This window comes from Nannocystis bainbridge (genome assembly GCF_028368995.1).
Lineage (GTDB): Bacteria > Myxococcota_A > Polyangia > Nannocystales > Nannocystaceae > Nannocystis > Nannocystis bainbridge.
In genome coordinates, this window is the sequence record NZ_JAQNDL010000003.1 from 2,619,502 (window position 1) to 2,632,622 (window position 13,121).

Annotated in this window: 11 protein-coding genes, 1 tRNA gene and 1 pseudogene; 9 read left to right on the forward strand and 4 right to left on the reverse strand. The window is 72.4% G+C overall.

From position 1 onward, the window contains the following. Positions 1 to 53 precede the first annotated feature (53 nt). The 3 genes from POL25_RS35650 (at position 54) to POL25_RS35660 (ending at position 3,989) form a co-directional block, all read left to right on the forward strand. A complete protein-coding gene (locus POL25_RS35650) occupies positions 54 to 629 on the forward strand; it encodes a Uma2 family endonuclease (protein ID WP_272090816.1) in 576 nt (191 codons plus the stop codon). A 515-nt stretch (positions 630 to 1,144) separates the two neighbouring features. After that, positions 1,145 to 2,050, forward strand: a complete 906-nt coding sequence (locus POL25_RS35655; RefSeq protein WP_272090817.1) for a hypothetical protein — start codon at positions 1,145 to 1,147, stop codon at positions 2,048 to 2,050. A gap of 100 nt (positions 2,051 to 2,150) precedes the next feature. Beyond that, entirely contained in the window at positions 2,151 to 3,989 is a 1,839-nt protein-coding gene (locus tag POL25_RS35660) for a thioredoxin domain-containing protein (RefSeq protein WP_272090818.1), read from the forward strand. A gap of 116 nt (positions 3,990 to 4,105) precedes the next feature. Here POL25_RS35660 and POL25_RS35665 read toward each other — a convergent pair. Next, positions 4,106 to 4,178: transfer RNA gene (locus POL25_RS35665), tRNA-Phe, on the reverse strand. 345 nt (positions 4,179 to 4,523) lie between these two features. Between POL25_RS35665 and POL25_RS35670 the strand changes: the two genes are divergently transcribed. Next, a complete protein-coding gene (locus POL25_RS35670) occupies positions 4,524 to 5,171 on the forward strand; it encodes a hypothetical protein (RefSeq protein WP_272090819.1) in 648 nt (215 codons plus the stop codon). Between the two features lie 68 nt (positions 5,172 to 5,239). Then, positions 5,240 to 6,595: a putative hexosyltransferase gene (locus POL25_RS35675; RefSeq protein WP_272090820.1), complete on the forward strand. Its 1,356-nt coding sequence runs from the start codon at positions 5,240 to 5,242 to the stop codon at positions 6,593 to 6,595. 185 nt (positions 6,596 to 6,780) lie between these two features. On the opposite strand, the gene POL25_RS45080 is transcribed toward POL25_RS35675, so the two are convergent. From POL25_RS45080 to POL25_RS35690, 3 genes and pseudogenes are all read right to left on the reverse strand, one after another. Then, positions 6,781 to 7,266, reverse strand: coding sequence for a ribosomal protein bL12 (locus POL25_RS45080; RefSeq protein WP_272091154.1), 486 nt, complete (start codon positions 7,264 to 7,266; stop codon positions 6,781 to 6,783). 3 nt (positions 7,267 to 7,269) lie between these two features. After that, positions 7,270 to 8,565 (reverse strand): annotated as a pseudogene (locus POL25_RS35685) (ribosomal protein L7/L12); the annotation flags it as partial. A 279-nt stretch (positions 8,566 to 8,844) separates the two neighbouring features. Then, a complete protein-coding gene (locus POL25_RS35690) occupies positions 8,845 to 10,323 on the reverse strand; it encodes a sigma-54 interaction domain-containing protein (protein WP_272090821.1) in 1,479 nt (492 codons plus the stop codon). A gap of 175 nt (positions 10,324 to 10,498) precedes the next feature. On the opposite strand from POL25_RS35690, the gene POL25_RS35695 reads away from it, so the two are divergent. The 4 genes from POL25_RS35695 to POL25_RS35710 all read left to right on the forward strand — a co-directional run bounded on the left by POL25_RS35695 (position 10,499) and on the right by POL25_RS35710 (position 13,090). Beyond that, positions 10,499 to 10,801, forward strand: coding sequence for a 4Fe-4S dicluster domain-containing protein (locus POL25_RS35695; protein ID WP_272090822.1), 303 nt, complete (start codon positions 10,499 to 10,501; stop codon positions 10,799 to 10,801). A 66-nt stretch (positions 10,802 to 10,867) separates the two neighbouring features. Further along, positions 10,868 to 11,641, forward strand: a complete 774-nt coding sequence (locus POL25_RS35700; RefSeq protein WP_272090823.1) for a HipA family kinase — start codon at positions 10,868 to 10,870, stop codon at positions 11,639 to 11,641. Next, entirely contained in the window at positions 11,625 to 12,002 is a 378-nt protein-coding gene (locus tag POL25_RS35705; protein ID WP_272090824.1) for a DUF3037 domain-containing protein, read from the forward strand. The genes POL25_RS35700 and POL25_RS35705 overlap by 17 nt, the downstream gene beginning before the upstream one ends. A 551-nt stretch (positions 12,003 to 12,553) precedes the next feature. Beyond that, positions 12,554 to 13,090: a hypothetical protein gene (locus POL25_RS35710; protein WP_272090825.1), complete on the forward strand. Its 537-nt coding sequence runs from the start codon at positions 12,554 to 12,556 to the stop codon at positions 13,088 to 13,090. The last annotated feature ends 31 nt before the right edge of the window (positions 13,091 to 13,121 follow it).

The window sequence follows — 13,121 nt, forward strand, 5'->3', positions numbered from 1 at the left end:
GGGCAGCGTCGCTCGGCCTCGCGCACCCTGCCGACTTCCGCTAAGCTGAGAACATGCAGCCCGCCGCCCACGGCGCCACGCTCGCCGACCTGCTCGCCGTCTCTGACGAGAAGCCCTACTTCGAGTTGCTCGAGGGCGAGTTGAGTCAGAAGGCCGCGCCGCTCTTCAGCCACGGGGACACACAGTTCTCGATCGGCGAACAAGTCCGTCGCCACTTCCGCGGCCCACCGGGCGGAGACAAGCTCGGTGGCTGGTGGATCGGCGGCGAAGTGCACGTCGAGCTCGCGCCGAACGAGGTCGTCGTCCCGGACGTGGTCGGCTGGCGCATCGATCGCCTCCCCGAGCCGCCCGCGGGCTTCCCGGTCAAGAGTCGCCCTGACTGGATCTGTGAGGTCGCCTCGCCCTCCAGCCCCTCGCGCGACACCGTCCGCAAGCTCCGCATGTACCACCGCGCTGGCGTCCCTCACTACTGGATCGCCGACCCCGATCAGCAGACGCTCACCGTGTTCCGCTGGCAGCCCGAGGGTTACCTCGTGGTGCTCACCACCCAGCCGCCCGAGCAGGTCCGCCCCGAGCCGTTCGAGGCTGTCGAGTACAGCGTCGCCGCGCTGCTCGGCGTCGGCGAGTAGGCCGCGCTCTTCAGCGTCGGCAAGGACGCCACGCTGCTCGCCGTCCGCAAGTAGACCGCGCTGCTTGCTGTCGGCAAGGGCGATGCGCCTCGCGGTCGACCCTCAGCTCCGTCGTCCGGGCGGGCGCCCTGTCGCGCACAGCCGAGCCCGCTGCGAATCCATGGCAGCCGCGGTGAGCTGGAGACTCTCGAGCGCCCCTCGATATCCTGTCTGAAGGGACAGGTTATTTTTAAAGAATCCCGCTTCCTCCTCCCGGCTCGCCGCCCGCGAACTCGAGCGCTGCTGTCGGGCCGCCTGGATGCTCACCGCTCGCCGGCTCGCCTCAAGGCGCGAGTGCGCCCGTGCCGGGCGACGGGCTGGCCGGCGCCTTCGCGCGAGCCGGGCTGGCCGCTGCCTTCGCGCGGACTGGGCTGGCCCCGCCCGCTGCGGGTGATAGCCTTCTCGGACCGCGATGTCGGCCTTTGCGTCGCGCCGCGGTTTGCGCGAACCTCTCGAGGCGTCCTCGCCGGAGTCCCGTGCGCCGAACCGTCGCTCTCACTGTCCTCGTCGCTCTCGCCTTGCCGGTCCACGCCGCGCGGGCCGACGACGATCATCGCCCCTTCCGCCGCGGCACCATCTTGCCCAGCCTCTCCCTCGGCGGCTCCTTCTCGCGCAACTACGGCGGCTCCTTGCTCGTCGGCGCCGGCGCCAGCTACTTCGTCGTCGGCGGTCTCGCCGTCGGCCTGCACCTGCGCAACGTCACCACCTTTTACTCGCAGTACTTCAAGGACCAGGTCGGCTCCGACATCTTCGCCAAGATCCCCACCAACGAGCTGAGCCTCACCCCCAGCCTCCTGTGGGTCGTCTATCGCGGCGAGCGATTCGCCCCCTACGTCTCCTTCGGCGTCGGCCCCGTGTTCCTCAACAAGCAGCGCGGCGTCCTCGGTCAGTGGACCGTCGGCCCTGGCGTCATGATCCGCGCTGGCGGCTCGCTTTGGCTCGACCTCGGCTTCGGCCTCGGCATGCGCTTCACCAAGGACCGCTGCCAGGACGCCTACGGTTACCTCGAACCCGTCACCGAGTACGCCTGCAGCCTCACCTGGGGCTTCCGCGGCGGCCTCGTGTTCGGCCTCGGCGGGCGCAAGCCGGCCCAGCCCTCCGCCCAGCCCTCTCCGCCGGCCAACTACCAGCCGCCGCCCGCCTCCTCCTACCCGCCGCCCCAGCCGCAACCTGTCCCGAACGCCAGCCCGCCGAGCCCTGCCCCGCCGGTCGAGGCCCCGCTCGAGGGTCCGCCGCCGCCCGCCACGCCCGCGCCGATGCCGGTCGAGACCCCCACGCCCGCGAACCCGCCCGCCCCGGCCACGCCGCCGCCCGCGATCGCCCCGACCGACACGACCCCCATCCCGCCGGGCGAGAACCTGCCGATCCCGCCTCCCGCTTGAGGCCGCGCAGCCGCTCGAGCGAGCCCTGGTGCCTCGCGCCCGTGATTCGTCGATCCTGGCCGCCTTGATCCGCCCCCTCGCGCCCCGCGTAACCTCGCCCGTGCCCGCTCGCCTCGCCGTCGCGCTCGCCGCTTCGCTCCTGTCCTTCGGGACATCTTGCAACAAGCAGCCGGCCGCCCCGCCGCCCGTCGCCCCGACCGCGCACGTCGAGCCGGCCTGGCGCGCCTGGGAGCCCGCGGCGTTCGAGGCCGCCAGGACCGGGCGCAAGATCATCCTCGTCGACGTGATCGCCAGCTGGTGTCACTGGTGCCACGTCATGGACGAGGAGACCTACGCCGACCCCGAGGTCGCCGCCCTGCTCGCCGAGCACTTCGTCGCCATCCGCGTCGACAGCGACGCCCGCCCCGACGTCGCCGAGCGCTACGCCGACTGGGGCTGGCCTGCCACCGCGATCCTCACCAGCGACGCTCGCCCCGTGCTCGAGCTGCGCGGCTACCAGGACCCGCGCGAGTTCGCCGCTCTCCTGCGCAAGCTCGTCGCCGACCAGCAGGCCGGCAACCTCACCGGCCGCGTCTCCCTGCCCGCTCCGCCGCCGCGCGGCGGTGACCTCGTCGACCTGCGCAAGCTCGCCAGCGACCAGCTCGACCGCACCTGGGATCCCGACCAGGCCGGCTGGGGCCGCAAGCAGAAGTACCCGCTGGCCGCCAACAACGAGTACAGCCTGTTGCGCGCCTACCTGTACCAAGAGACAGCCTGGCAAGAGCGCGGCCTGCTCGTCCTCGACCGCCAGCGCAACCTCATCGACCCGGTGTGGGGCGGCATGTACCAGTACAGCGTCCACGGCGTGTGGACCGACCCGCACTTCGAGAAGATCGCCCCCATCCAGGCCGGCGCGCTCGAGAGCTACGCCCTCGCCTGGCGCCGCACCCACGACCCGAAGTGGCGCGCCGCCGCCGGCGACATCGCCCGCTACCTCCTGCAGTTCTGGCGCGACCCCGACGGCGGCTTCTACACCAGCCAGGACGCCGACCTGCGCCTTCCGACAGGTCGCAAAGGACCTGTCCTTGGGGACGAATACTACGCCAAGGACGACGCCGCCCGCCGCGCTCTCGGCGTCCCCGTCATCGACACCCACGTCTACGCCGACCGCAACGGGGCCATCCTGCGCGGCCTCCTGCTGCTCGACGCCGTCGCCCCGGACGAGGCCGTGCGGGCCGCCGCGCTGCAGGCCGGCGAGCGGCTGGTCCGCACCCACCGCGACGACCGCGGCGGCTTTCGCCACGCCGCCGCCGACCGCGGGCTGTTGCATCTGAGCGACCAGGTCGAGGTCGGCCGCGGCCTGCTCGCGCTGTGGCGCACGACCGGCGACCCGAAGTGGCAGCAGCTCGCGCGCGACGTCGCCGATTTCGCCCTGCGCGAGCTCGCCGACCCCGCCGGAGGGTTTTACGCCCACACCGTCGATCCCGCGGCGACCGGCGCCTTCGCCGAGCGGCGCAAGCCGTTCGACGACAACGCTCGCATGGCTCGCTTCCTGCTCGAGCTGCACCGCGGCCTCGACCACGACGCCGACGACCTGCCCTACGCCAGAGCGGCCGAGCTGGCGATTCGCGCCATCGCCCAGCCCGAGGCCGTCAAGGCGCAGATGCGCCAGGTCGGCGACTACTTGCTCGCGCTCGCCGAGCTGACCGCCACCCCGATCGACATCACCGTGGTCGGCCGCCCCGACCAGCCGGCCGCGCAGGCGCTCCTGCGCGCCGCCCTCGCCTACGACGAGCCGCGCGCCAACATCAGCCTCAGCCCGCCCGGCGCCCGCTACCCCGACCTGAAGCAGCCGGCCGCCTACCTCTGCACCGACTCCGCCTGCTCGACCCCGATCACCGCGGTCGATCGCTTCGAAAAGTCAGCCGAGGCGTTCCTGCGCGGCGTCCCTCGCCCCTGAGCGATCGCCGACCCCTCGAATCATAGGACTTCCCGGCGACGCGAACATTCGCGCCGCCGGCGCAATGCGCATACCACGGGCCTCGCGGATCCGCGGACAATGTGCATTCCTTCCGGTGCCCAGAGTTGGACTCGAACCAACCCCTCTCCGTCTTCAGCGGAGTGCTTCCACCCGGTTAGCTTTCTGGGCGCTGATACGCACCGCTGCGACGGCCCGTCCTGCGGCTCCGCGCGCCGCAAAGGCGACGAAACGAACCGGAGAGAGGGGCCGGAGCGCACGCCAGGGCAGCTCCGGAGGCCCGGAGCCGACCTGGCTACGTAAACAGCGAACCCTGGGCGACAACCACACGCACCACCCGCGCGGCGTGGAGCCGCGCGCCGTGGTCGAGATGTCGTGCCGCCTGCATGGTGATTACGGGTATAGAAGCACCCGCCGCCATTGTCAACAGTATGACCCGACCTTTTTTCGTATCGCCGGGCCCGCGCGCTCCTGCGCTTGACGGCCCGCCGGCCGCGATGCTGTATTGCGGTGCAAATGCGCCGACTCCTCCCCCTCGCGCTGGTGACCCTGGCGACCGCCTGCACCGATCGCCCGGTCGGCGAGGACAGCGACGCCGGCTCGTCGACGACCTCCAATTCGACGACGACCTCGACCGCGACCACCGAGTCCCCGACCACCGAGGCCCCGACCACCGGCGGCACCACCGACGCGCCCGACCCTTGCCTCGAGCACCGCTACGCCAGCGGCGGCTCGCACGCGTGGATGCTGACCTGCGGGCTGCCCGAGCTGTGCGGCGGCGCCGAACCGCTGCTCTTCTCGACCACCACGCTCGAGCCGAGCGCTCCGGAAGAGATCGAGGTCGACGACCTCGACCGCGCGCGCTGCATGGCCGCGGCCCTGCGCGACCGCACGCCGGGGCAGATCGCCTGGTCGCAGGTCGTCGGCCCCGACGTCATCTTCAGCCCCCTCTCGCTGGAGATCGTCCAGGGCACCGCCCTGGTGCGCAACGTGGACGGCCTCCAAGAGTTTGTGCTCCCCGACACCTACGAGGGCATGTACCCGCTGCGCCCGCCGGAGTTCTTCGCCGCCTGCGCCGAGGGCGACGCGCTCGCCCTGTGGCAATGCCTCATGGACGCCGTCGAACCGGCGTGCCTGCCCGGCCCCATGACCTGTCCCAAGTGACATGTGATTTCGGCGCCGGCGACCCGACGCACCCGAACCGGCCGCGGCTTGTTATGCTCCTCGCGCCCGTGACCCGGCTCCGCTCCCTCGCCGTCTTCGTCGTCGCCTTCGCGGTGCTCGCGGTGCTCGCGGGCAAGGACCTGCTGCAGCCGAGCGCCAACAATCACCACGCGCACATGGCCCAGGGCTGGCTCGAAGGTCGGCTCGCGCTCCCGGGCGAGCCGCCGGGCTACCCGCGCAACTTCGACGACTGGGGCCGCGTCCACAGCCTCACCCTCAAGGACGGCACCGTCCTGCGCGGCTTCCCGTGCCGCACCCCGGCCTGCGTCGACCGGCGCCGGCGCGAGCGCATCGAGAGCTTCCGCGCCACCGACGGTCGCGTCCACGAAGTCCCGCTCGCGCAGGTCGCCGCGCGCGGCGGCACCTGGTACGTGACCTTTCCGCCAGGTCCGGCGCTGATCATGTTGCCCGGCGTCGCCCTGCTCGGCCTCGGCTTCCCCGACATCCTGCTCACCGTCGTCGTCGGCGCGCTGATCCCCGCGTTTCTGCTGCGCCTGCTCGAGCGCGTCCGCCCCGGCCGCACGCGCGAGCACCTGCTCGCCTGCGTCGCCTGGACCCTCGCCAGCCCGGCCTGCTTCGTCGCCGCCCACGGCAGCGTGTGGTTCACCGCGCAGGTCCTCGCGGCCATGTTCCTCGTGCTGCACATCGGCGCCGCGTGGGCCGCCGAGCGCCCGCTCCGCGCTGGTCTGTGGCTCGGCCTCGCCGCCGCCTGTCGCCCGCAGGTCGCGTTCGCGCTGCCGTTCTTCCTGCTCGAGTGGCGCCGCTTCGATCGCCGGCCCGCCACGCTGCTGCGCTTCTTCGCCCCGCTGGCGCTGATCGGCGCCGCGCTGGCGCTGCTCAACTGGGCCCGCTTCGACGACATCTTCGAGTTCGGCCACCGCTACCTCGAGATCCGCTGGCAGGCGCGGATCCAGGAGCACGGGATGTTCGGCCTGCACTACCTGTGGCGCAACCTCGAGTGCATGGTCTGGCTGTGGCCGCAGATCCAGCTGTCACCGCTGCACGTGCGCTGGTCGATCCACGGCATGGGCCTCTTGATCGGCTCACCGTGGCTGCTGTGCCTGCTCGCCGCCCGCGATCCGCTGCCGCAGCGGTGGGGCCTCGTGCTCGCCGCCAGCGCCGTCGCAGTGCCCGCGCTGCTGTATCAGAACAGCGGCCAGGTCCAGTTCTCATACCGCTTCGCGCTCGATTTCCTGCCGTTCGTGCTGGTCCTGCTGGTCGCCGGCGGCGGCGCGCGCAGCCGGTGGTTCATGCCGCTCGTGCTCGCCTCGGCCGCTCTGCAGCTTTACGGCGCATGGCTGTTCCAGCGCGCCCCGGGCCGGCTGTTCGTCGCCGACCCGTGGTGGCCGTTCGCGCCGGAGTGAAGCTCGCCCGGCGCTCCGTCGCCGAACCCGCAGCTCGCCGGACCGGCTCCTGGAGACCAGCCCGGCGAACTCGAGTCACAGCACGTCTCGCGTGACTCACTGCGAAGCGACCGCCGCCTCATCGGCGAGAAGAGGCGAGGATGACCTCGAGCTGGCGCGCGGCGGAGCCAGCCGTCGCCCTCGAGTCAGCGCAGCTCGACCGTCGCCCCGACCGCGTGCAGCAGCTCCTGGTGCGCCATCGCGGCCTCGCGGGCGACCGCCGCCTTGATCAGCGTCGGCGCGGCCTCGACCAGGTCCTTGGCCTCCTTGAGCCCGAGCCCGGTGATGGCGCGCACCTCCTTGATCACCGAGATCTTGTTCGGCCCGCACACCTGCAGGAACAGGTCGACCTCGGCCGCCACGCCCCGCTCCGCCTCGCGCAGCTCGACGGCCGCCCCGAGCGCGACGAGCTGCTGCGCCAGCGCGCTCGCCTCGCTGCGCGGCAGCCCCGAGCGCACCACCGCGCCGGCCGTCTCCGACATGTCCTTGGACTCCTTGAGCCCGAGCCCGGTCACCTCGCGGATCAGCTTGATCACCATGATCTTCTGCGGCCCGCAGTCGTTCAGCACCACGTCGATCGGCGTCAGGTCGTCGTCCTCGTCCTCGTCCAGCGCCTGGCCGCGGATCTCCACCCGCGCGCCCGCGGCCGTCAGCGCCTCCGCGAGCCTGCGCGCCTCGTCCCCGCGCAGGCCCTCCTTGATCATGACGTCGGTCGACTCGGACAAGTCCTTGGCGTCCTTGAGCCCGAGCCCCGTAGCCTCGCGGATCAGCTTGATCACGCTGATCTTGTTCTCGCCGTGGTGGCGCAAGATCACCCCGAAGCCGCGGCTCGGCTCGGGCAGCGCTGCCGGCGGCGGCGGGGCTGCGGCACGGAGCTCGACCTGTGCGCCCACGAGCAGCAGCGCCTGCTGGAGCACCCGCGCATCGAACTCGCCCACGCCCTGCTTGATCACCGAGTCGGCGGCCTCGGACAGGTCCTTGGCGTCCTTGAGCCCGAGCGTGGTGTGGTCGCGGATGACCTTGATGACGTTGATCTTGTTCGGCCCGTGGTGCTGCAGCACCACGTCGAAGCGCGAGCCCGACGCGAATTGCGGCGTCGCTGTCGGCGCCGCACGTGGCGCCCCGCGGACCGACACCTGCGCGCCCACGGCTGCCAGCGCCCGCTCGAGCGCCCGCGCCTCCGGCTCGTCCAGGCCTTGTCGGATCACCACGTCGATCGACTCGGACAGATCCTTGGCCTCCTTCAGCCCGAGCCCGGTGGCCTCGCGGACCAGCTTGACGACATCGATCTTGCGCGTGCCGAAGTGGTGGAGGATCACCGCGAAGCCGTCCGCAGGCGCGCTCGCCGGGGCCGCGCCGCCGGTCACCAGGGTCGGCGTTGCGCTGCTGCCCGTCGCGCCCCACGTCACCGCCGCCGACGCTCCGCTTGTCTCGCGCTCCGCCGGCGCGCTGCCGTCGTGCCCGCGGACCTCGACGATCGCCCCGGCCTCGACCAACTCGTGGCGCAGCGCCTCTGCCTCGTCCTGGGCGAGCCGCCGCTTCAGCAGGCACGGCGCGTCGTCGACCAGCTCGACCGCCTCGCGCAGCCCGAGGCCCATCATCATCTTCAGCGCGCGCACGACGTTGATCTTGTTGTCGCCGCGGTCGCGCAGGTACACGTCGAAGAACGCCGGCGCTGGCGCGGCGCCGTGGGTCCGCAGCTCGACCGTCGCGCCGACGGCCACCAGCTTGACGCGCAGCGCCTCGGCCAGCGCCGGGGCGATCCGCGTCCGGATCGCGCTCGGGGCCCGGGCCACCAGCTCGGCGGCCGCGGCCGCCTCGAGGCCCGTCATCGCCCGCACCGCCTCGGCCACCGCCGCCGGGTTCGCCCCGGCTTCGCGCAGGATCACGTCCTGCGGGACAAATTCGCCCGTCTGGCCTCCGCCCGTCATCGCTCGACCTCCGGGGCCGACGATACCCGAATCACCGCGGCACCGTCGCGTCCGCGGACACGGGCGTGTTCGCACCGAGCACCCCGTCGGTGGTCTCGCCCCCCACACCGCGTCCCGGGCGCGATCTCCCGCCAGCGCCGGGCCGTCCCGCTGCTGCGCTCGCCGGGTCGCTCGAGCAATCCCCCTCGCGCCTCGGCCGACTTCGCCCCGCACCCGGTCGTATCACCTCAGGACATGTCCTCAAGAACATATCCTCAAGGACATGCCCCTTCAGACATCCTACTCATTCGCGTCGCCCTTCAGGAATGCCTCGCGCTCGATGCCGAGCTTGCGCATCTTGCTCTGAAGCGTGCCGGGCTTGAGGCCGAGCGCCTCCGCGGCCCCGTTCGGCCCGTAGATCCGGCCCTCGCAGGCTCGCAGCGCCCCCGTGATGCAGCGGCGAATCGCCGCCTCCAGCGGTTCCACGGCCGCGGGTGCCGGGGCCGGGTCGACCGCCAGCGCCGTATCGATCGCCAGCGTCGAGCCGCGGCCGAGGATGATCGCCGCCTCGAGCACATTGCCGAGCTCGCGCACGTTTCCCGGCCAGGCGTGGCGGGCCAGGCGGACCAGCGCCTCGGCGGGCACCGCTGGCGCGGGCAGGCGCAGGCGGGCCGCGATGTCGGCCATCAGCGCGGCCGTGAGGGCCGGCAGCTCGTCGAGCCGCTCGCGCAGCGGCGGCACACGGATCGGGAACACGCACAGGCGGAAGAACAGGTCGCGGCGGAACGTCCCGGCCGCGACCATCGGCTCGAGCTCGCGGTGCGTCGCCGCGATCACCCGCACGTCGACGCGCACCCGCTCCTCGCCGCCGACCCGCTCGAACTCCTGCGATTGCAGCGCGCGCAGCAGCTTGACCTGCACCTCGAGCGGCAGCTCGCCGACCTCGTCGAGGAACAGCGTGCCGCGGTCGGCCCGCTCGAACACCCCCAGGTGGCGCCGCGTCGCCCCCGTGAACGCCCCGGCCTCGTGCCCGAACAGCGCGCTCTCGACCAGGTTGGCCGGCAGCGCCCCGCAGTTGATCGCCATCAGCGATCGGTGCCCGCGCCCCGACAGCCGGTGCAGCCGCTGCGCCAGCAGCTCCTTGCCCGTGCCCGACTCGCCGGCGAGCAGCACCGTCGTGTCGAACGGCGCCACCGCGTCGATGCGGCCCAGCACCTCCTTCATCACCGCGCTCTGGGCCACCAGCGGCCGCTCGCGCTCGCCGTGGCGCGCCTGCTCGCGCAGCTCGCGGTTCTCGACGTGGGCCCGGCGCGACAGCTCGGCCACCCGCTGCGTCACTTCTTGCCCGCGCAGCAGGTGGAACAGCACCTCACCGAGCCGCGCCGCCAGGGGCGGCGGCAAGCGGGCCCCCGGGCCGAGCGACAGCGCCACGAACATCGCCGCCCCCGCGCCTCCGAGCGGCACCACGATCCGCGAGCGCACGCTCGCGCCGCGGCGCGCCGACTCGTCGATCCGTCCCGAGCGCAGCGCGGCGATCTCCGGCTCCTGCAGCCGGCGGCGCGTCGTCGTGACCGCCCCGCCGTCGGCCCCGCTGCTCATGACCTCGACCTCGCTCGTGCCCTCGATCGGCTCGCCGAGCTCGAGCCGCACCAGCGGCAGCGCCCGCGCCAGCACCTCGGCCACCCGCCGCACCCACGTGCGCCGCGTGTGCGCCTCGCTGGCCGCGGCCACCAGCGCCGCCAGCAGCTCCACCGGCTCGAAACCCGCCTCCGTCGTCACCCAGGCCACTGTAGCGCGAAGCACTGAAATGTCAGTGCTGCATCACTGAGATTTAAGTGCGATCGACTCGGTGCGTCGCCGCACGGCCCGCAAGCCCCTGTTTTGCAAGCCCTTCTCCTCGCTGGGTCCGACGGCGCGAGGCGTGCTCAGGGCTGCCCCAGGAGACAGATTTTTCATGCCGCATGTCATCACCCGTCATTGCGTCGGCACCTGCGACACGGTTTGCGTCGAGGCCTGCCCGGTCGAGTGCATCCACGGTCCCATCCCGCACGCGACGCTGCGCGCGGTCCCTGCTGCCGAGCGCGGCGTGCGGTTCCCCGGGGTCCAGCTCTACATCGATCCGGACGAATGCATCGACTGCGGCGCGTGCCTCGGGCAGTGCCCGGTCTCGGCCATTCACATGGACTGCGACGTCCCGGGCGAGCTGCGGGACGACATCGAGGTCAATGCGCGCTTCTTCGGCCGCAAGGTGCGGTGAATTGCGCCGACGCCGCGGCCGATTGGGCGCGTGACAGTCGTCGCGCGGGGACCCTACACTCTCGGCGTGCTTCGTCGCGTCGTCGCCGCTCGCTATGTCGTTCCGTTGCGGGAGGGCGGCTCGTTACCCGGCGTCGTCGAGGCCGACGACGGCCGCTCCTACGTCGTGAAGTTCCGCGCCGCTGGCCAGGGAGCGCGCGCTCTGGTCGCCGAGATCGTGGTCGGCGAGCTGGGCCGCACGCTCGGCTTGCCGGTGCCGGAGCTGGTGATCGTCGAGCTCGACGCGGGCGTCGGCCGCAACGAGGGCGACCCCGAGATCCGCGACCTCGTGGTGGCGAGCGCCGGCGACAACGTCGGCATGACTTTCTTGGCCAGCGCGATCGGCTTCGACCCCGCGGCCCGGCCGAAGCTCGATCCGTCGCTCGCCGCCCGCACCGTCGCCTTCGACGCCTTCGCCCAGAACATGGACCGCACGGCCAAGAACACCAACCTGCTGTGGTGCGCCGGCAAGCTGTGGCTCATCGATCACGGCGCGGCGCTCTACTGGCAGCACGACTGGGACGGCGGCCTCGCCGGCGTCGACTCCAAGTTCCCGCTGATCGCCAACCACGTGCTGCTCCCGTGGGCCAGCCCCATCGCGGCCGAGGCCGAGTGGTTGACCGCGGGCCTCACCGACGCGGCGATCGACGCGGCCACCGCGGCGGTGCCCGAGGCGTGGTGGACGGCCCCGCCCGCGCTGCCGCCTGACGAGTTCCGGGCCGCCTTCACTGCCCGTCTGCGAGCCCGCCGCGACGCCGCGGCCGTCTACCTGGAGGAGGCCGACCGTGCGCGCGCCGTTTGATTACGCGATCGTCCGGGTGGTCCCGCGGGTCGAGCGGGAGGAGTTCGTCAACGTGGGCGTCATCGTCCACGCGCCGACCCTCGGCTTCCTCGGCTGCGCCCTCGCCCTCGACCGCCACCGCGTGCACGCCCTCGCCGACACCGTCGACCTCGAGGCGCTCACCCGCCACTTGGACGCCTTCCGCGCGGTCTGCTACGGCGACCAGGGCGCCGGCTCGATCGCCGCCCTGCCGATCTCCGAGCGCTTCCACTGGCTGGTCGCCCCGCGCAGCACCATCATCCAGACCTCCGCGGTCCACGGCGGCGTGTGCACCGACGCGACCTTCGCTCTGCGCGACCTGTTTAAAAAACGCGTGGTCTGAGCGGCGCGCGAGCCGGCTCGCAAGCATCGTGCGAGAGGACCGCGTGCGGCCAGCGCGGCGCATCGCATCCACGTGCGAGCAGGCGGCGCGCCGCCCCACCTCGTCGGTCGCGCGCGAGCGACTCGCCCGGCGCTGCCGGCAATGCTTCGACTCTGCGCGAGCGATCGCTGCGCCGTGCCAGAGGTTCGATGGAGGCGAGGCGTCGCGGCGCGACCGCCCTCGACGCATGGCCGCGAGTCGCGGCGACCGCAGCGAGGCGTGAATCTTCGATGCGGCCGCGCGCGAGGCATCGCCGTCCGAATCGCCTCGACCTCCTGCGAGGCGTCGCTTCCGCCGCATGCGGCCCGGCCGCGCCAGCGCTCGAGCGACTCCAACCTTATGCGAGTACGCGGGGCATGCCTTCGTCGCGCGGCCCGCTCGCCGTGGACGCGGGCTGCGGGTGCTGAACTCTACGTCTCGGCCCACCCCGTGACGAGCACCGCGCGGTCGGCAGCGACAGGCTCGCTGCGCCGACGGCGAGCCGCATGGTTATCCGCAAAGAGGATTCATCCATGCGCAAAGCATCGATCATCACCGCTTCTCTCCTCGCGCTCGTCGGCACGCTCGCCGTCGCCGCCCCGCCGATGTTCAAGGCCGCCACCACCTTCAACGACGACGGCCTCACCTTGACCGTCGCGGGCAGCCTGTCGGGCCTCCCGAGCGGCGACCTCGAGTTCAAGCTGTCGGCCACCGGCACCGAGACCGTGGTGTGCGGCGTCCCGGGCGTCGTCGACCCGCCGCCGGCCGAGGTGGTGCTGGCCGGCTCCAAGGTGGTGACGGTCCCGGCGAACGGAGGCGTGGGCGGCACGTTCGCCGACCTCGCGTCCCTGGCCCCGGCGGCCCCGGCGTGCCCGCAGGCCGACGGCGAGGCGATCGCGGCCCAGCACGACATCGCGTTCACCAAGGCGTCGATCGAGATCCGCCCGGTCCAGCTCGACCCGGCGCTGCCCCCCGCGAAGACCGTGCGGTGCATCCAGTGCACCTTCAAGGCCCCCACGATCGACGGCCCGGCCAAGCCGCAGCAGTGCTTGACCCTGTCCGCGTGCTGACGAACCGGGCGGCATCCTCTTCGGACATGTT